Below are 19123 nucleotides of genomic sequence, written 5' to 3' on the forward strand. Positions count from 1 at the left end.
CTACCGATTATGAAAAAATTACTACTCATCCTTACGTTATGTATTACTGCATCTTCCTATGCGCAAATCATTAATTTCCCAGATGCTAATTTTAAAGCTAAGTTATTAGCTGCAGAGTCTGGCAACGGAATAGCATATGGAACTAGCGGAGGTTCGTTTAAGTTAGACGCTAATGATGATGGAGAAATTGAAGTTTCTGAAGCTTTATTAGTTGGGACGCTTCATTTAAGAAGTTCGAATATTTCTGACCTAACTGGTTTAGAATCTTTTGCAAATATTCGCACATTAAATTGTGATTATAATAATTTAACAATACTTGATTTATCAGCATTAAACAACATAGAAAAAGTAAACGCCAATAATAATAGCTTGACAAGTGTTACTATTGCTGGATCTGCAAGTTTGGAATATATCAATCTTAATACGAATCAATTAACGAGTATATATCTTAATGGATTGCCCAATTTAGGCGCGTTGTCTATAAATGACAATCAAATTACCACTTTGGATGCGCAAGTTTTAACGGAAGCTTATCGTCTAGACTGTAAAGGAAACTTATTGACAAGTTTAGATGTTAGTAATTTATCTTCACTTATATTACTTAGATGTGATAATAACTTGCTTGAATCATTAAATATAAAAAATGGAAATTTTCGGCAAACTGGATGGAGTTTTTCCGGGAATCCTACATTAAAATATATTTGCGCCGATCCGGAACTATTTACAATTGTAGAAAATAAAATAACTGAATACGGATATACTGATTGCTATGTAAACTCTTTGTGTTCCTATGTTTCTGGGCAAAGTTTTTATTCCATTACTGGAGCTATTCTATTTGATGAAGAAGCTGATGGTTGTGACATGAATGACGCAGTATCTCCAAATTTAGAGTTTACACTTTATAATGGTTCAAATACAGGAACTGCATTTTCTGATGCAACAGGAAACTATCATTTTGACATTCAAGATGGAAATTATACCGTAACACCAGTTCCAATTAATCCAACATATTTTACGATATCTCCAGCTTCCGTAACGGTAAATTTTCCTGCTGATCCAGCTCCTAATACCCAAGATTTTTGTGTGACTCCAAACGGAGTTTATAACGATTTAGCAATAGAATTTGGATCTTCTGGCGTTGCAGCCTTTACAAATACTTCATATCCTATAAGTGATGATTATCCTATTGCACTGGCTGATAATGATTTGTCATTTTCTTTTCGGATTTTTTATCAAAACAAAGGAACTACCACACAATCGGGAACGCTCAATTACGGATTTGATAATGCAGAAATAACAATGGTGACTACAACTCCTGTTGCTACGAATCAAACTAGCAATTCGTTATCATGGAATTTTACAGATTTGAGACCTTTTGAAACTCGCGAAATTCTAGTTGTTTTAGAGTTTACTGGTCAAGGAATGCATAATTTTTTCCATACAGCAACAGTTACACCTTCAGAAACAGAATTTACACCTTCGGATAATACAATTTCATTAACACATGAAGTTTTCTGTTGTTTATTAAGTACTCCAGAATCTTCTTTTAGTGACTATTTTACGATGTATCCAAATCCGACTAAAAACACATTAAACTTGAAACTTAAGAAGAACATTGCAATATCATCATTTACGGTTTACAATATGTTTGGACAGAAAGTTAAAACAATCCCATACAGAAATACAGAGCTTACGTCTATTGATGTCACAGATTTGAAAACAGGTCAATATTTTATTAGAATCGCAACCGATAAAACAGTGCTTACCGCACGTTTTATAAAGGAATGATGTGTTACAATTTGATGATTTTAAAATGTATTAATTTGAAAATGCATCAACACGTCAGATCGAGTGAATTTGTAAAACAAATTTGTATCGAGATCGTTTTTCAATTTGAAGATTTGAAGATTTGAAGATTTGAAGATTTTAAAATGTAATGTTTCAATCTTTCAATTCCTTCAATCTTTGAATCTTTTAATTATTTCACAAACTCACCAATATGCCACAAAATCCCTGACGGATCGTAGATAAAAAATTCATTTCCCCAATCGTTATAAGTAATTTCTGTGATACGTACGTTTTCATATTTCTGGTCTAGATGTAATTTTTTGATGGCTTCTAAATGTTGTTTTAAATCATCCACTTCCAAGAAAATCATCGTGTTTTCAATCCAATCTTTTACATATGCATCTTGCAAATAAAAGCCAAAATCGCCCAATTTAAAATAGGACATATTGTGCAAAACGGAAAGTTCTTCAAAACCCAAATCGCGATAAAAACTTCGAGAAACTTCGAAATTCTTTGCGCCAATAAAAGCTCTAATTGATTTTATGTTATCACTTTTCATAATTTATCCGAGTTTAAGTTCTTCGTTTGTTTGAATCAAAAGAAACTTCATATTTTGATTGTTTTCTAAAAATAGAAGATACAATAGTTTCCTGTAATCAAAACTACTTTTCGTATTAGTATAAGTACTTCACTATAACATGTTGCGCAGATATATATACTTTCGGGAATATTAAGATTTACTTTTTTTGTTGTGTTACTATAAGAATTGTAACTACAAATTACAATCCATCTAATCAAGTAATTTTTTATTGAAATTCAATCGATTAGATGGATTATGGAGCATTACTTACATAGGAAAACTCCTAAATAAAAGTATGTAGATTACTTTATTGGACAACAGTAAACAGAAGGACAAACACATCTACTCCAATCAATACCGCCTACAATAGTACTTTGCGCTGATTTCTCTAAAATTTGTGTGCTTTCTAATTTTTTAATGAGTTCTAACATAAGTTATTTTTTAAAGTTAATAATAATTGAATTTAAGAAAACTAGAATAAAAAGTGTTACGGTAAAACCATAATTCTCTCTAAAACAATGATTTCGCATTATTTTATTAAAAGGGAAGTTTCACTCAATGAAAATACACGTTCACGCATTGCTCGTTTCAAAACACTTAAAGATAGTATAGTTTTGAAATCTAATCAAACAAAAAATAGATTCCTGCCTGCGCAGGAATGACAAACTAACAACTCAACTATGAAATCAACTTTACTATTTTACTTATTTTTCAGCCTTTCTATTTGTTGCTTTGCACAGATGAACTCAGTAACAGGAACTATTTATGACGAAGATAAAAATATTCTCGCTGATGCGAATGTGATTGTGAAAAACTCCAAAGAAGGCACAATTACAGACAAAAAAGGTCAGTTCACGCTTGACGTAACTCCAAAAGATACTTTAGAAATTTCTTATCTCGGATTTGAAACGAAGGAAATTGTAGTTGGTGACCAAAAAGAGATTACAATTATTCTAAAATCTGAATGGGAAAAGTTGGATGCTTCAATTATTGTTGCTGAAGATTATAATAGAACAATAAGATGTGGTTTTAGTTGGAAAGTCATTTATATAGAAGAGGAATACAATCATGTAATTATAGGTACACTCTTCCCAAATCCTTCTACAAACGGATTATTTCAGCTACAGCTGGATAAAACATATACGAATATTCAAATTGAAGTTTTCAATATGAACGGACAATTGATCCAAACCTCAACATACACGAAACTTTCAAAAATTCCACAAATTGATTTGTCAACTCAAGCAAAAGGAGTCTATTTGATTCGCACGATTGTTGATGGAGAATTGTTGGAAACTAAGAAAGCTGTGAAAGCTTAAATTATAAATGTTCACTTCGACTTTAGTTTATCTTGAGCGATAGTCGAAAGGCTCAGTGTACAAATTATAAATGTCATTTCGAGCGCAGTCGAAAAACAATCAAAAACTAAAAGCAAACAGCTAAAGACTAGAAACTAGAAACTAGAAAATCTCCGATTTTAAGCGTTCTTCCACAACTTCGCCGTCTTTTTTATATACATAATACGAATGATTGTGTTCATCTAAAGACATAACTTTGGCAACTTTTCCGTTTTCGAATACGATTCCTGATAAATCATCACAGGCATAACCGTCTGTTAAGATTCCTTTTTGAATGTTACTATGAAATAACGGACGACGCGAAGCATCCGAATGGTAATGCGGACAGTTACTAAATGGTAAAAAATTGAAACCTTCGACAAAAGTCAATTTTTTAGGTCGAGAATCTGAAAATCCACCATTGAACCAACATATCGAACCTGCGCTTCCGCCAGCTAATACAATTCCTTTATCGTATGCTTTTTTGAATGTTTTATCAATTTCGTGCGCTTTTAGAAGTGTCATTAGGTTTAAGGTATTTCCGCCACCGACAATAATTGCGTCCATTTCTAACAATAGATCTTCAAATTCCCAATCTTGCGAACTAGTGCTAATCCAAACTTTCAATACATGTGGTTCAACTTCCAAATCGTGACACAACTCGTACCAATAGTTTATATACCAAAGTGCATCGCCTGTTGCGGTTGGCAAGAAGCAAATTTTCGGTTTTTTCTTTCCTGTGAGTTTGGCTGTATATTGTACAAATCCTTTATTGACTTGTCCGCCGTATGTGAATAGAGTTGGTTTCATTGGTTTTTTTGTTGGTTTATTTTTTCGGTTGTTCGTTGATTTGTTATTCGTTATTCGTTATTCGTTATTCGTTATTCGTTATTCGTTATTCGTTATTCGTTATTGAAAGTTACTTTTTTAATGGAAACACTAGCGTCTTTTCGAGTGGAATTTCAGAGAAATCTGCACTTCGATAAACTCAGCAGAACTATCGAGAAATACTTTTTTATTCTAAACTTGGTGTTTGGTATTCTCAGCTTTAAAACAGAAAGATACATATTATTCTTTGGAAATAGCATCTGCAAATTCTTGCAACTTTTTAATATTTGGATGTCCGTTTTCTTTTGCAATGGTAATATGATCTTCAAAATTCCAACCAATGGACTTTGCTCCTTTGGCAACTAGTTTATCTAATTCCTTTTCTGCTTCTTCACGCCATTCTGAATAATGTGTATAACGGTAAAACCAGAGTTCTGCTAATAAGTCTAATTGATCTTCTTTAGTGTATTTAAATGATTTTTCAATGTATTCTTTCGCTGTTTTAAAATCTTTCTTTCGTAATATTAATAAGTTACCTAAGTTACCTAAGTTATTTGCATTATTTTCATCTAACGATAAAGCCATATAATGATATTTTTCTGCTTTATCATATTTTTTTTGTGTAGTTCCTAAAAATATCGCGTAATTACCCAAAATTACAGAATCATTTTTTTTATATAAAATTGCCTCTTCGTAATATTTTTCTGCTAATTCATGATTACCTCTAACTTCAGTTAAAAAATTAGCTATGTTACCTAGAATAATTCCACTTTCTGGTGCTAACTCTTTGACTTTATTATAATACAGTTCAGCTTTGTCATAATCTTTTTTAGAATTTTTTAAAAATATTGCATAATCATTCAATAATTCCACATTATCAGGAAATCTCTCAATCGCTTCTTTAAATATATCTTCTTTTTTATCAGTATCTTCCTCATAAGCGATCTTTAACAAATATCTCTCAGCACTTGTGAAAATCTCTCTGGTTTCTTCCGAAATATCTTCCGGCTTTTCTTTTTGAAGTCTTTCTAATAATTCTCTCTTTTTTTCCTTTAAAGTTTCCACACGTTTTTTAGCCGCAATGACAAATTGATGGTTGTCAATATCATCTAAATCTTTAAAAATTTTATAGTCCATTGCGAAATTAAAACTGTGCATGAGTTCATCAAATCCTTTTATTTCAACTATGAAATCATTGGACGTTAATAACTTGCGTATTTTATCATTCAAATCGTCTTCATTTCGAATACACCAATAGATAGGTTTTCGATCTTTTGCATCTATTTCCGTTAAATAATCCATAAGACTTCCATCATTTCCACCGTAACCAATCACTAATAAACTAAAGTTTTTTACAATAGGCAATAATGCTTTTCCCCATTCATCTTTTAACTTCTTGGTTTGTTCCTCATCATTAAAAGGATTTAATAATAAATCTCGATGTACTTTTATAATTGTTGGTCGTTCCGTTTGTGAAGAAATAAACTGTGCCATAATTTCATGACCTGCTGTAAACGGTTTTGTAGCTGTGTACATTCTGATAGCATCTTCAATGAGATAATCAAAATTAGTAGTGATGACAAAGTTGTGTTTTTCATCAGCGAGCAATCGGGCAAGAATTACATAACCCAAACCAGGTTCTGCGCTTTCCATGATTCTTTTAAACTTATCATAGCCAACTTGATGACAAGATTCGTATCGTTTTTTATATAGATGCGAATAAAACTCACCTACTTTTTTAGCATCAAACTTTATTGCTTTTTCCCAAGTTTTGAGTTCGTCTACTTCTAAATCATCTTGTAATTCTTGATACCATTCTTCCGATAATTCCCAACCTGTTTGAATTCCTGAGCTTTTAGATGCGCCAGCTCCAATGAGAAAGCAAAAACGATTGTCTTCACTTTTGACTCCTTTTATGTCTTTAAAAATACGAACGAGTCGCTTTTGACTAATTTTTTTAGGTTCTTGTAATTCTTTCCTTTTTACCATATGCGCGACTTCGAACTAGTTTCGTTTCCTGCATAAATATAAGACAAGTATTACTAAAAACTAAACCTTTATCGCTCTAAGTACTATTATTTCGATTTAAAACATGGAAAGAAGAAAAGTAAAGCCACTAAAAAAGCGACTCTAAAGTCGCTTCGTATTATTTGTTTAACATTTCCCAGAGTTTATCCTTGAGTTCCACAATGCCTAGTTGGGCAACGGAAGAGATAAACATATACGGAATATTTAAGTCTTTATCGAGTTCTATACGCATTTCTGTCATGAGTTCTTCGTCTAACATGTCTGACTTCGAAATCGCTATGAAACGCTCTTTATCTAACAATTCAGGATTGTACTTTTTCAATTCATTGAGTAGAATATCGTATTCTTTAGAAATATCTGCACTATCTGCAGGAATTAAAAATAATAACGTTGAATTACGCTCAATATGTCTCAAGAAATAATGTCCCAAACCTTTTCCTTCGGAAGCACCTTCAATGATTCCAGGAATATCTGCCATTACAAACGAACGGTAATCTCTGTATTCTACAATTCCTAAATTGGGTTTTAGCGTAGTAAACTCGTAATCGCCAATTTTTGGTTTTGCCGAAGTAATTACAGAAAGTAATGTTGATTTTCCAGCATTTGGAAATCCTACCAAACCAACATCTGCTAGGACTTTTAATTCTAATAAAACATCGAGTTCTTCTCCAGGAATTCCAGGTTGCGAATACCGCGGTGTTTGATTTGTAGGCGATTTGAAATGCCAGTTTCCGCGTCCGCCTTTTCCACCTTCTGCAATAATGCGTTCCTCGCCTTGTTCCGTGATTTCGAAAACAATTTCATTTGTTAAAGTATCTCTAACCACAGTTCCCAACGGAACATCTAAGTATATGTCTTGTCCATCGGCTCCTGTACTTCTATTGCTACTTCCGTGTCCGCCGTGCAACGCTTTATGGTGTCTTTTTAGCTTAAAGTGGTAAAGTGTCCAAAGGTTTTGATTTCCTCTTAAAATAATATGTCCGCCACGCCCGCCATCGCCGCCATCGGGTCCGCCTTTTGCGTTGTATTTTTCACGTAGTAAATGCATCGAACCTTTTCCTCCGTTTCCAGAAGTAATGTGCATTTTTACGTAGTCTACAAAATTTCCTTCAGTCATTGTATCCGTATTTTATAATTTGAGACGTAGTTTCTTTTATTTTGTACTTTGTAATTATAGTTGATCGATTGTTGCGCTTAAACGCTCCGTAATTTCTTCAATAGAACCGGTACCATTAACACTATAAAATTTATTTTGTGCTTTGTAATAGTTGATTAATGGTGCTGTTTTTTGATTGTACTCATCAAAACGATTTCTAATTTTATCTTCATCCTGATCATCCACACGACCACTTTCTTTTCCGCGTTCTAATAAACGTTGAATTAAGATTTCGTCATTCGCTTCTAACGCAATTGTTGCCGAAATTGTCCAATCTTTGGTTGCTAAAAAGTTATCTAACGCTTCTGATTGTGCAGTTGTTCTTGGAAAACCATCAAAAATAAATCCTTTTGCTTCTGGATTTTTCTCCACTTCTGCTTGCAACATATTAATGGTTACTTCATCAGGAACCAAATCACCTTTATCCATGTATGATTTTGCTAAAAGTCCCAATTCAGTTCCGTTTTTGATATTGTATCTAAAAACGTCTCCCGTAGAAATATGTACTAAATTGTACTTTTCCTTTAAGAAAGTTGCTTGTGTTCCTTTTCCTGCGCCAGGCTTTCCGAATAAAATTAAATTAATCATGTCGTGTGTGTGTAGTTGATAAACTTCGGGCAAGTTTCTTCCCAATTCGTCATAGTCCAATCCGTAACCTACAATGAATTCGTTGGGAATTTCCATTCCGATATAATCTATTTTGTGTTGTTTTTGATACGCTTCAGGCTTAAAAAATAACGTTCCAATTTTGAACTGTTTTACTTTTTTTGCTTTGAATATTTTATGTAGTTCTTCGAGTGTGTTTCCTGTATCTATAATATCTTCTAGTACAACAACGGTTCTTCCTTCAATGTCTTGAGATAGACCAATGAGTTCCTTGATGTTTCCGGTAGAAGAAGTTCCGTGATAGGAAGCCAATTTTATAAAGCTCATTTCGCATGGAAATGGATATGCTTTCATAAAATCGGAGAAAAACATAAAAACGCCGTTCAATATTCCAATGAAAATTGGTCGTTCACCTTTCAGATCATTTGCTATTTCTGAGGCAATTCTAGCGACAGCTTCCTGAATTTGAGCTTCAGAGATGAACTTCTTGAAATATTTATCGTGTAATTTAATCACGTTTTCTATGCGCTTTTTTTGATAAAGTTTACTTTTTTTAGTGTGTTTAAAGAAAGTAGGTTTATCCGTTGATGTCTTCTAACTAATGATATTTTATCATTTTGAAAGATGCAAAGATACAAATTGATTTATGAATAACGTTTTACGAGTTTACTTTTACCGTTTTAGATTTGTACTTTTGTGTAAAAGATGAATTTCATGAATTATTTTTCCTCCAATTTTAAGTTAGGTATTTTAGGTGGCGGCCAACTCGGCAAGATGCTATTATATACAACTCGAAAGTTTGATATTTATACAACTGTGCTAGATCCAAGTACTGAAGCGCCTTGTAAAATAGCCTGTAACGAGTTTCATCAAGGTGATTTGATGGATTTTGATACCGTTTATAATTTTGGTAAGAATGTAGATGTACTTACGTTTGAAATAGAACATGTGAATGTGGAGGCGTTGGAAAAGCTTGAAGATGAAGGTGTAAAGGTGTATCCGTCTGCGAAAACATTGCGAACGATTCAGAATAAAGGAATTCAAAAGATTTTTTATGCACATCATAAAATTCCAACAGCACTATTTTCAATTTATATGTCGTTGGAAGAATTGACACACGGAATTGATAATGATGTAGTTACGATTCCTTTTGTATGGAAAAGCACACAGTTTGGCTATGACGGAACTGGCGTAAAAATTGTACGTACACTAGATGATTTGCACAGTTTGCCAAATGTGGAATGTATGTGTGAACCGTTAATTGATTTTAAGAATGAACTCGCAGTAATTGTTGCCCGAAATGTTTCTGGCGAAGTGAAAACGTATCCAGTTGTGGAAATGGAGTTTCATCCAGAAGCGAATCAGGTGGAATATGTAATTTGTCCTGCAAGAATTTCTGAGGACATTCAAGCGAAAGCGAAAAAAGTAGCATTGCAAGTCTCAGAAGCATTGCAACATGTAGGTATTTTGGCGGTAGAAATGTTTCAAACCCAAGATGATGAAATTTTGGTGAATGAAGTTGCGCCAAGACCACATAATAGCGGACATTATAGTATTGAAGCAAGTTATACCGATCAATTTGAACAACATATTCGCGCCATTTTGAATCTTCCGTTAGGAAATACAAATAGTAAGGTTGCCGGAATTATGGTAAATTTGGTTGGTGCCGAAAATTACACAGGCGATGTTGTGTATGAAAATATTGAGAAAATCATGCAAATGGAAGGCGTAACGCCACATATTTACGGAAAGAAACAAACACGCCCTTTTCGTAAAATGGGACATGTAACTATTGTGAATAAAGACGTCGCAAAAGCGAGAAAGATAGCAGAAGAAGTGAAACAAACAATCAACGTAATTAGCAAATAATATGGCAAAAGTGGGAATTATTATGGGAAGTACAAGCGATCTTCCTGTGATGCAAGAAGCAATTGATATTTTGAGAGGTTTTGATATTGAGATTGAAGTGGATATTGTTTCGGCTCATAGAACTCCTGAGAAGCTATTCGATTATGGAAAAAATGCACATACACGCGGAATTTCCGTAATTATTGCAGGTGCTGGCGGCGCAGCACATTTACCCGGAATGGTGGCTTCGTTGTCTCCGTTACCAGTGATTGGTGTTCCTGTGAAATCTAGAAATTCTATTGATGGTTGGGATTCTATTTTGTCTATTTTGCAAATGCCTAGCGGCGTTCCTGTAGCAACTGTGGCTTTGGATGGCGCAAAGAATGCAGGTATTTTAGCGGCGCAAATTATTGGAACTTCCGATACATGTGTATTGGATAAGATTTTGGTGTATAAAGAAGGATTGAAGCAGAAAGTTATTGAATCTTCAAAGGAGATTTTGAAATAAGGAAATTAATTAATATAAAATAACAAAAGCCGCTTCGAGAAGCGGCTTTTTTATCTTTACAAACCATTTTAAAATAAAACTAACCTACCATATTATTAATCATTTTTTACTCCAAAAATAAATCTGGACAAAGTGGTCTGTATTGATGATTCAAATGTATTGTATTATCAGCTTTTTCAACTTTTGTATGTACTTAAAATACGTTTTCTCGTTCAAATGCACAAACTTTTCGATGAAAGGCATTTCATATTGCTTTTAGATTATTTAAGCTTCATTCATCTGCACGAAAAAACCCTTTAAGCTTACACTCAAAGGGTTCAACATCAACCAAATCATTTTACTACCATACTTACAGTTAATAGGGCTATTAACATTGTATCTTGCATTTATCAAGCAGGTTACATATACTGTATTATCGTTAAAAAATTATCTTTACTAAATCAACAGGACAAAACTCCTAATTTTCTAGCAGTTCGAATGAGATTAGAAAGTGTTTATAAGTGAAATCGTTGAAATGCGTTAAAAATCGTTAAAGTGCATTTTGAAGTGTTTATTTTATATTTTCTCGGTGATTATTATTTTAAAAAAATTAGGATATATAAAATGCAAACGTCTTTCGTTAAACTAGTTAGTGAATTTTTTGTGAACTATAAATCATAACGACGAAGAAATATTCTAGCTGTTGCCTTTACGAATTATTACTCAAGAGTTTAAAGCTTCGCCAAAATCCACGTTACAGTTAGTAGTTGCAAACCTAGTATTTGTAGTTTTTATAAGTTTTCATCGTTTTAATATATATACAATTTCTCTATCTTTGGATTTCAAAATTTAAATAAATAACACACAAACAACTTTTTCCTTTAATTAGGAAACTTTTATTTTTGATAGAATACATTAATACACCAATAAAATGACAACTTTAAATACACAATTTTCTACAAAATATACAACAGCTCCTTTTTCTAAAATAAATGAAAATGACTTTATTCCTGCTATAAACACAGAAATAGCAAGGACTAAGGAAGAAATCAACGAAATTACTAGCAATACGAATAATCCTACCTTTAAAAATACGATTGAAGCGTTGGAATATTCTGGTCAGCAATTGGATCGTGTGACAAGTATTTTTTTTAATTTGAATTCGGCAGAAACAAACGAAACAATTCAAAAAATAGCGCAAGAAATTTCGCCAAAGTTAACAGACTTATCTAATGATATTACACTGAATAAAGATTTGTTTGAAAGAGTAAAAACGGTTTACGAAGCTAGAGAAACGCTCACTTTAACAACCGAGCAAAAAACATTGTTAGACAAGAAGTTTAAAGCTTTTTCACGCAACGGAGCTAATCTATCGGAAGATAAAAAAGAAACACTTCGAGACATTGATAAAAAGCTTTCTAAATTAGGTTTGACTTTTGGTGAGAATGTACTCGCGGAAACCAACAAATATCAATTGCATTTAACTGATGTAAGTGACGTTGCTGGAATTCCAAATGGCGCGTTAGAAGCCGCAAAAGCAATCGCGAAAAGCGAAAACAAAGAAGGCTGGATTTTCACACTCGATTACCCAAGTTATATTCCTTTTATGAAATATGCCGACAATCGTGAATTACGCCAACAAATGGCAACTGCTTTTGGTTCAAAATGTTTTAAGAATGACGAATTAGACAATCAAGCAAATGTATTGGAAATTGCCAAATTGCGTCATCAACGCGCCAATTTACTAGGCTACAAAACACACGCACATTTTGTTTTGGAAGAACGCATGGCTGAAAGGCCTGAAAAAGTAATTTCTTTTTTGAATGAATTGTTGGAGAAAGCAAAACCTGCCGCAGAACGCGAGTTTGAACAGTTATCAAATTTTGCAAAAAAATTGGACGGAATTGATGAATTGCAAAGTTGGGACAGTTCGTATTATTCAGAAAAATTAAAACAAGAATTGTTCAACCTGGATGATGAAAAACTAAAACCCTATTTTAAACTTGAAAACGTGATTGACGGCGCATTTACAGTAGCTGACAAACTATTTGACCTACGTTTTGAGCAAGTTTTTGATATTGATACGTATCACGAAGACGTAAAGACATATGAAGTTTACGACGGACAAAATAATTTTGTAGCTGTATTTTATGCTGATTTTCATCCGCGAAAAGGAAAACGAAATGGCGCTTGGATGACTTCTTACAAATCACAACAACGCCAAAATGGAAAGGTTGAAAGACCGCATATTTCTATTGTATGTAATTTTACGAAACCTACAGAATCGAAACCATCTTTATTAACGTTTAATGAAGTGACGACGCTTTTCCATGAATTTGGACATGCTTTGCACGGAATGTTAGCCGATACAACATATCCGAGTTTAAGCGGAACATCTGTATTTTGGGATTTTGTAGAATTGCCAAGTCAAATACTAGAAAATTGGTGTTATGAAGCAGAAGCGTTAGCAATTTTTGCAAAACATTACGAAACTGGCGAAGTAATTCCGATGGAATTTATAGAAAAAATTAAAGCTTCCGCTACGTTTTTAGAAGGAATGGCAACCTTACGTCAATTAAGTTTTGGATTGTTAGATATGAGTTGGCACGGAATTGATCCGACAGCAATTACAGATTTAAAAACACATGAAAACGCAGCGTTTGCAAACACACGTTTGTTTCCTGAAAATCCAAAAACGGCGATGAGCACTGCTTTTTCACACATATTTCAAGGTGGATATTCTTCTGGATATTACAGTTACAAATGGGCAGAAGTTTTAGACGCCGATGCGTTTGAATATTTTAAAGAAAACGACATTTTTAGTAAAGAAATTGCTTCAAAATTTGCGACACATGTATTATCAAAAGGTGGCACAGAACATCCAATGATTTTATACAAACGTTTCCGTGGAGAAGCTCCAAAACCAGATGCATTGTTGAAACGTGCGGGTTTGCTGGTTGAATAGAGGCATTAGTTTTTTGGAAATTAGGGATTAGTAGCTGTTAATATGTCGCTTTGCTCCTATTATTTTGTGGATTTGTTTTTTTGTTATCCGTGATTTTGTTATTTGTTCACTAAACTTATAAACCTTTAAACTTAATTACTAAAAAAATCATTTCAGTTGTATATAAATACGATTGAAATGATTTTCTGTTTCTACTCACATTTAATCGTTTAATTTTTAATCTTTCAATTAAATAAAAATAAACTTTCAAAAATTATTGAAAGTTTAAAAATTATTATATATTTGCCCTATGAATTACACAGAAGCAAAAGATAAGTTTATACAAACCTGGGGATCATTAGGAACTTTGTGGGGAATTAATAAAGCAATGGCACAAATTCACGCGTTACTTTTAATTTCTCCTGAACCATTATCAATGGAAGATGTGATGGAAGAATTACACATTTCAAGAGGTAACACAAGTATGAACTTACGACAACTTATTGATTGGGGAATTGTATATAAAACATCAAAAGCTGGCGAACGAAAAGAGTACTTCACCTCAGAGAAAGACGTACATGAGCTCACAAAACAGATTGCACGCGAACGTAGCAGAAGAGAAATACAACCAACGCTAAAAATACTAAAAGAAGTAAGTAGTATTGAACAAGATGGTTCGGAAAAAACAAAAGAACTCATTAAGCAAACAAAAGCACTTCACGAATTGGCAGAAACCGCAGATTCTATTATGAATCGACTCGTGAATCAAGAGTCTAATTGGATAACAAAAACATTCATGAAACTCTTAAAATAAACCAACAAAGGAATTCATTTTCCTTTTATTTTTAATCAAATGTTTCAATGTTTATTGAAAGTTTAAAAAATACAATAGTTATGAAATTTATTTACTACACCAACAACATTATTTACTATCTCACTTTAGTGCTTTATCTAACTATTATTTATGGCATGTTTATGCAAGTATTTCTTGGAGGAATTCAAGTAATTCTATTCTTTGTTTTACTATTTAATTATGATAAGTTTTCTGAAAGAATAAAACAACATCTTTCTACTTATGGAATACTCAGCACGCTATTCCTTTTGTTGTTTTTCGGTTTGCTAAATTATACCGATACTATTTTATCAAATTCAATATTCTTCTCTATTGGTCTATATATAGTTATTCCTATGAGTCTTGGAACATATTTCACTTACATAGTTTATCAACTTAAACAGAAAGTATCATGAAAAATCCTTGTCTTCTCACCTATTTAAATAAAGAAATGCAAATGCCTTCTACTAAAGAACAAATAATTGATTTTTATAATGAAGCTACTGAAGATTACAGTTTTTGGAGTAAAGATTTAAACATGCATTTTGGGTATTTTGTGCCTTTTAAAACCTGTGTATTTACACGTGATTCTATGTTAAACAGAATGAATGATGAGGTTTTTAAACGTTTAAATGTGTTTGATCAGAAAAAACATATTATAGATTTAGGTTGCGGAATGGGCGCATCAATTCGTCGCGGAATTTCAAACTATCCAAAATTGGCAATAACTGGTGTCACAATTTCTCCCTTTCAGGTAGAAAAAGGAAATGAATTATTGAATTCAGAACGCGGCACAATTCTCAATAGAGATTACAAAAATACTTCTTTTGACAAAAATTCTTTTGATGGCGCAATGGCAATAGAAAGTTTATGTCATTCAGGTTGTAGCACGGAAGCTTTAGCAGAAACGTATCGAATTTTAAAACCAGGCTCTACATTTGTCATTGCAGATGCATTCACAAAAAAAGATGTCGGCGAAATGAATCCGTTAGCAAAATATACATATAAAGGTTTATGTGAATCGTGGAGTTTGGAAAGTTTAGGAAACATAAATCGTGTTAAAGCTGATTTAGAAAAACTAGGTTTTAAAGATATCAAAGTGAAAAATATTTGGTACAGAGTTGCGCCTTCAGTTTTGCATGTTCCGTTTACAATTTCGAGTTTCATCTTAAAGAAATTATTCAAAAAAGAAACCTTAAAACCCGAAAGTATCAAAAATTTAAAAGGTTCGTTCTTCGCTTTATTATCAAGCTTGAGCTTAACAAACTTTGGATATTATATTATTACGGCTAAGAAATAAAGTTTAATTAAAAAAAGATTCCACTTTCGTGGGAAATGAATATGAAAAAAATGATAATTGCAGGCGGAAGCGGTTTTTTAGGAAACGCTTTAATTGAATATTTTCTTCCGAAGAATTATGAAATTATTGTACTCTCAAGAAGCAACAAAGAAACAGGAAATGATGCATTACGTTACGTACTTTGGGACGCGAAAACGTTGGGCATTTGGATTACCGAATTGGAAGGTGCTGCTGTTTTGATCAATCTTACAGGGAAATCTGTAGATTGTAGATACAATGAGAAAAACAAAGCTGAAATTTTAAACTCCAGAGTAACTTCTACGGAAGTGTTAGGCAAAGCGATTCAAGCATGTGCAGTTCCGCCAAAAGTTTGGATGAACTCATCTACGGCAACGATTTACGAGCATTCACTAACTGAAAAAATGACCGAAACTAATGGAATTATTGGAGATGATTTTTCTATGAATGTGGCTAAATCGTGGGAAAAAGCATTTCAAAATTGCAAAACTCCAAAAACAATCAAAATTGCATTGCGAACTTCTATTGTATTAGGAAAAAATGGTGGCGCGTTTATTCCGTTGAAAAACTTGGCAAAAGTTGGTTTAGGCGGAATGCAAGGAAACGGAACCCAAAAAGTAAGTTGGATTCATGAATATGATTTTTGCCGCGCTGTTGAGTTTTTATTAGAAGAAAACCACACAGGAACGTTTAATGTAACTTCACCAAATCCGCTACCAAACAAGGAATTTATGAAGACTTTACGGAAGGTTTTAAAAGTTTCTATCGGAATAATACAGCCAAAATGGTTATTACGATTCGGTGCAAAAATTATTGGTACAGAAGCAGAACTTATTCTAAAAAGCAGGTTTGTAATTCCAGAGAAATTAAAAGTTGCTGGCTTTCAATTTCAATATCCAACGGTGGAAAAAGCGATGCAGGAAATTATAAATCGATAACGAAAACAATATGACCAAAATGAAATTAATTCTAACTATCTTCCTTATTGGAACGCTGTATTCTTTTGCTCAAACCAACGTGTTAGATCAGGATTATTATTTTGTAGTTAAAGAAAAAACAATACAATTTAAACAAAAAAAGGATTCTTTATTTATTACAAACTGTAGTGAAATTGGAAAATGTGATTCATTACCAAAATTCAGTTATCTGATTCTAAGAGATTCTCTTGTGAATGATACTACAAAAGTGGTTTTTGTGAAAGGTCAAAAATACAAACACAGAAACTTGGAAGTCCACGAAAAAGAAATCACATTTATTAGTTATGAAAACGGGAGAAAAGCAATTAAGGAAACTTATATTAAACGCAAAAAAGAAAAAACCCAATTTCCAATCTTATATCCTACATCCGAATTAGCGTTATTAAAACCAATTTCTGAAATTAGCGTAGCTGAATCAAAAGAAATCATACTAGAATTTAAAAAATACATAACATCTCTTGATAAAAACGAACTTGACATTGATGATTATAAAATTTGGGAGAAATTTAATGATTTAGTAATTCAAAAAGGATATACTCCTATTGATGCTGAACGCGAAGTTGGTCTAAAATTTCAAAAATAAACAACATGAGTTTTTTAACTGCCGAATGGCGAAAATTAGTTTTTATAAATTATACAGTTGATCCAAAATTGTTAGAAAAGTATGTCCCGAAAGGAACATTATTAGATAGTTACCACGGAAAATGTTTTGTCAGCGTCATTGGATTTATGTTTAAAGACACAAAAGTTTTAGGTTGCAAAATGCCTTCATTACATACGTTTGAAGAAGTGAACTTACGTTTTTACGTCAAGCGAAAAGAAAATGATATTTGGAAAAGAGGCGCAGTTTTTATCCAAGAAATTGTACCGAAACGATTGTTGAGTTTTGTAGCAAATACAATCTATCATGAACATTATATCACGCGTCCAATGTCGCATATTTGGAATATTACACCAGAAAATATAGCCGTTTCATATACTTGGATGAATGAACAGAAAGAACAATCGATTGCTGTAAAAGCAAAAAATAATCCTGTGTCGTTTCCTGAAAATTCGGAAATCGAATTCATCTCAGAACACTATTTTGGGTACACAAAATACAATGATTCCAAAACATTTGAATATGAAGTTACGCATCCAAAATGGTTATATTACAACGTAGATGAGTATACTTTAAACTTAGATTTTGAGTTGAATTATGGAAAGAAGTTTGCACATTTAACCAAACAAAAACCAGATTCGGTATTTTTAATGGAAGGTTCAAAAATTACGGTGGAGCCGAAAAAGTCAATCAAATGACCACAATCAATCTAAAAACAATCATAAAAGCACCAATTCTCACGGTTTTTGATATTTCCAGAGATATTTCTGAGCATGAAGCTTCAACTAGCAATACACGCGAAAAAGCAATTGCTGGGAAAACTTCAGGGAAAATCAACTTAGGAGAAACGGTTACTTGGCGCGCAAAACATTTTGGATTCTATCTGAAACATACAAGTCTAATTTCAGCATTTGAGTCGCCAACCTATTTTGCAGATGAAATGACAAAAGGCGTTTTTAAAAGTTTGCATCACGAACATATTTTTAATGAAGTAGATGGAGTTACGGAAATGATTGATATTTTTAAATATGAAGTTCCGTATGGAATTTTCGGAAAGCTTTTTAACTACTTTATTTTGAAGTCTTACATGACAAAATTCTTAATAGAACGAAATCACCACATTCTACAAAGAGCGGAATTATTATAGTTAATACTTTGAAAGATTTTTCTAACCACGTAATTATTTTTTATTTCAATAATTATCGTTTAAATTTGGAAAAATAATTGCCCTCAAATGCCAAACCATCAACTAGATCCTAATAAATGGATTAAACTCTATGCAGATTATCTTTTCAATTATACAATTGTTAGGGTAAAGGATAGAGAGACTGCGGAAGACTTAGTGCAAGAAACGTTTTTTGCAGGATTAAAGTCAATGGCAAATTTTAAAGGAGAAGCTTCTGAACGTACGTGGTTAATTTCTATTTTGAAACGTAAAATAATTGATCATTATCGAAAAATAAATTCTAAAAAAGGGAAAGCCGAAGTTCGAATTACTTACAATTCTGACACAGAATCCGAAGGAGATTGGTTAGAAGAGCGCGTTGCTGACAATTATGATAAAAATGCTGAAGATTTAATGCAAAATGAAGAACTCGGACTCGCTATTGAAGATTGTATTGACAAACTTCCTGAAAAGCAAGCGACGATTTTTAAAATGAAAACTATTTTAGGATACGACACAGAAACCATTTGTAATGAACTAAATATTACTGCGTCTAATCTTTGGGTTATTATTCACAGAGCACGAACTGCACTCTCTGGATGTCTCGAAAAGAATTGGTATTAAAATA

General features: G+C 32.8%; 17 protein-coding genes. 12 read left to right on the forward strand and 5 right to left on the reverse strand.

Going from position 1 to position 19123, the window contains the following annotated elements; translation table 11 throughout:
* Positions 1-9 precede the first annotated feature (9 nt).
* Positions 10-1788, forward strand: coding sequence for a T9SS type A sorting domain-containing protein (locus IMCC3317_RS09715; protein WP_160129318.1), 1779 nt, complete (start codon positions 10-12; stop codon positions 1786-1788).
* Positions 1789-1978: 190 nt separating this feature from the next.
* Here IMCC3317_RS09715 and IMCC3317_RS09720 read toward each other — a convergent pair whose 3' ends face one another.
* Positions 1979-2347, reverse strand: a complete 369-nt coding sequence (locus IMCC3317_RS09720) for a VOC family protein (RefSeq protein WP_160129319.1) — start codon at positions 2345-2347, stop codon at positions 1979-1981.
* Between the two features lie 701 nt (positions 2348-3048).
* Here IMCC3317_RS09720 and IMCC3317_RS09725 point away from each other — a divergent pair.
* Positions 3049-3687 carry a carboxypeptidase-like regulatory domain-containing protein gene (locus IMCC3317_RS09725; RefSeq protein ID WP_160129320.1) on the forward strand — a complete coding sequence of 213 codons (639 nt, stop codon included), beginning with the start codon at positions 3049-3051 and terminating at the stop codon, positions 3685-3687.
* A 141-nt stretch (positions 3688-3828) separates the two neighbouring features.
* Here the strand turns inward: IMCC3317_RS09725 and IMCC3317_RS09730 are convergent, their stop codons facing one another.
* The 4 genes from IMCC3317_RS09730 to IMCC3317_RS09745 all read right to left on the reverse strand — a co-directional run bounded on the left by IMCC3317_RS09730 (position 3829) and on the right by IMCC3317_RS09745 (position 8839).
* Positions 3829-4515 (reverse strand): Type 1 glutamine amidotransferase-like domain-containing protein, encoded by a 687-nt coding sequence (locus IMCC3317_RS09730; RefSeq protein ID WP_160129321.1) that lies wholly within the window; start codon positions 4513-4515, stop codon positions 3829-3831.
* 258 nt (positions 4516-4773) lie between these two features.
* Positions 4774-6522: an SIR2 family protein gene (locus IMCC3317_RS09735; protein ID WP_160129322.1), complete on the reverse strand. Its 1749-nt coding sequence runs from the start codon at positions 6520-6522 to the stop codon at positions 4774-4776.
* A gap of 157 nt (positions 6523-6679) precedes the next feature.
* Positions 6680-7678 (reverse strand): GTPase ObgE, encoded by a 999-nt coding sequence (gene obgE / locus IMCC3317_RS09740; protein ID WP_160129323.1) that lies wholly within the window; start codon positions 7676-7678, stop codon positions 6680-6682.
* Between the two features lie 54 nt (positions 7679-7732).
* Complete coding sequence (locus tag IMCC3317_RS09745; protein ID WP_160129324.1) at positions 7733-8839, reverse strand: adenylate kinase; 1107 nt, start codon at positions 8837-8839, stop codon at positions 7733-7735.
* A 198-nt stretch (positions 8840-9037) separates the two neighbouring features.
* On the opposite strand from IMCC3317_RS09745, the gene IMCC3317_RS09750 reads away from it, so the two are divergent.
* The 10 genes from IMCC3317_RS09750 to IMCC3317_RS09795 all read left to right on the forward strand — a co-directional run bounded on the left by IMCC3317_RS09750 (position 9038) and on the right by IMCC3317_RS09795 (position 19119).
* Positions 9038-10192, forward strand: a complete 1155-nt coding sequence (locus tag IMCC3317_RS09750; RefSeq protein ID WP_160129325.1) for a 5-(carboxyamino)imidazole ribonucleotide synthase — start codon at positions 9038-9040, stop codon at positions 10190-10192.
* Position 10193: 1 nt separating this feature from the next.
* Complete coding sequence (gene purE, locus IMCC3317_RS09755) at positions 10194-10679, forward strand: 5-(carboxyamino)imidazole ribonucleotide mutase (protein ID WP_160129326.1); 486 nt, start codon at positions 10194-10196, stop codon at positions 10677-10679.
* Between the two features lie 910 nt (positions 10680-11589).
* On the forward strand, positions 11590-13623 hold the full coding sequence (locus tag IMCC3317_RS09760) for a M3 family metallopeptidase (protein WP_160129327.1): 2034 nt from the start codon (positions 11590-11592) through the stop codon (positions 13621-13623).
* 289 nt (positions 13624-13912) lie between these two features.
* Positions 13913-14416 carry a GbsR/MarR family transcriptional regulator gene (locus IMCC3317_RS09765; protein WP_160129328.1) on the forward strand — a complete coding sequence of 168 codons (504 nt, stop codon included), beginning with the start codon at positions 13913-13915 and terminating at the stop codon, positions 14414-14416.
* Between the two features lie 430 nt (positions 14417-14846).
* A complete protein-coding gene (locus IMCC3317_RS09770; protein WP_160129329.1) occupies positions 14847-15734 on the forward strand; it encodes an SAM-dependent methyltransferase in 888 nt (295 codons plus the stop codon).
* 41 nt (positions 15735-15775) lie between these two features.
* Positions 15776-16690 (forward strand): TIGR01777 family oxidoreductase, encoded by a 915-nt coding sequence (locus IMCC3317_RS09775; RefSeq protein ID WP_160129330.1) that lies wholly within the window; start codon positions 15776-15778, stop codon positions 16688-16690.
* Between the two features lie 19 nt (positions 16691-16709).
* The gene (locus IMCC3317_RS09780) at positions 16710-17312 is read left to right on the forward strand and encodes a hypothetical protein (protein WP_160129331.1); all 603 of its coding nucleotides are present in this window, start codon (positions 16710-16712) and stop codon (positions 17310-17312) included.
* 5 nt (positions 17313-17317) lie between these two features.
* Entirely contained in the window at positions 17318-18028 is a 711-nt protein-coding gene (locus IMCC3317_RS09785) for a YqjF family protein (protein ID WP_160129332.1), read from the forward strand.
* A complete protein-coding gene (locus tag IMCC3317_RS09790; protein WP_160129333.1) occupies positions 18025-18477 on the forward strand; it encodes an SRPBCC family protein in 453 nt (150 codons plus the stop codon). Before IMCC3317_RS09785 ends, IMCC3317_RS09790 begins: the two co-directional genes overlap by 4 nt.
* An 87-nt stretch (positions 18478-18564) precedes the next feature.
* A complete protein-coding gene (locus IMCC3317_RS09795; RefSeq protein WP_160129334.1) occupies positions 18565-19119 on the forward strand; it encodes a sigma-70 family RNA polymerase sigma factor in 555 nt (184 codons plus the stop codon).
* Positions 19120-19123 lie beyond the last annotated feature (4 nt).

This window comes from Kordia antarctica (genome assembly GCF_009901525.1).
Classification (GTDB): Bacteria; Bacteroidota; Bacteroidia; order Flavobacteriales; family Flavobacteriaceae; genus Kordia; species Kordia antarctica.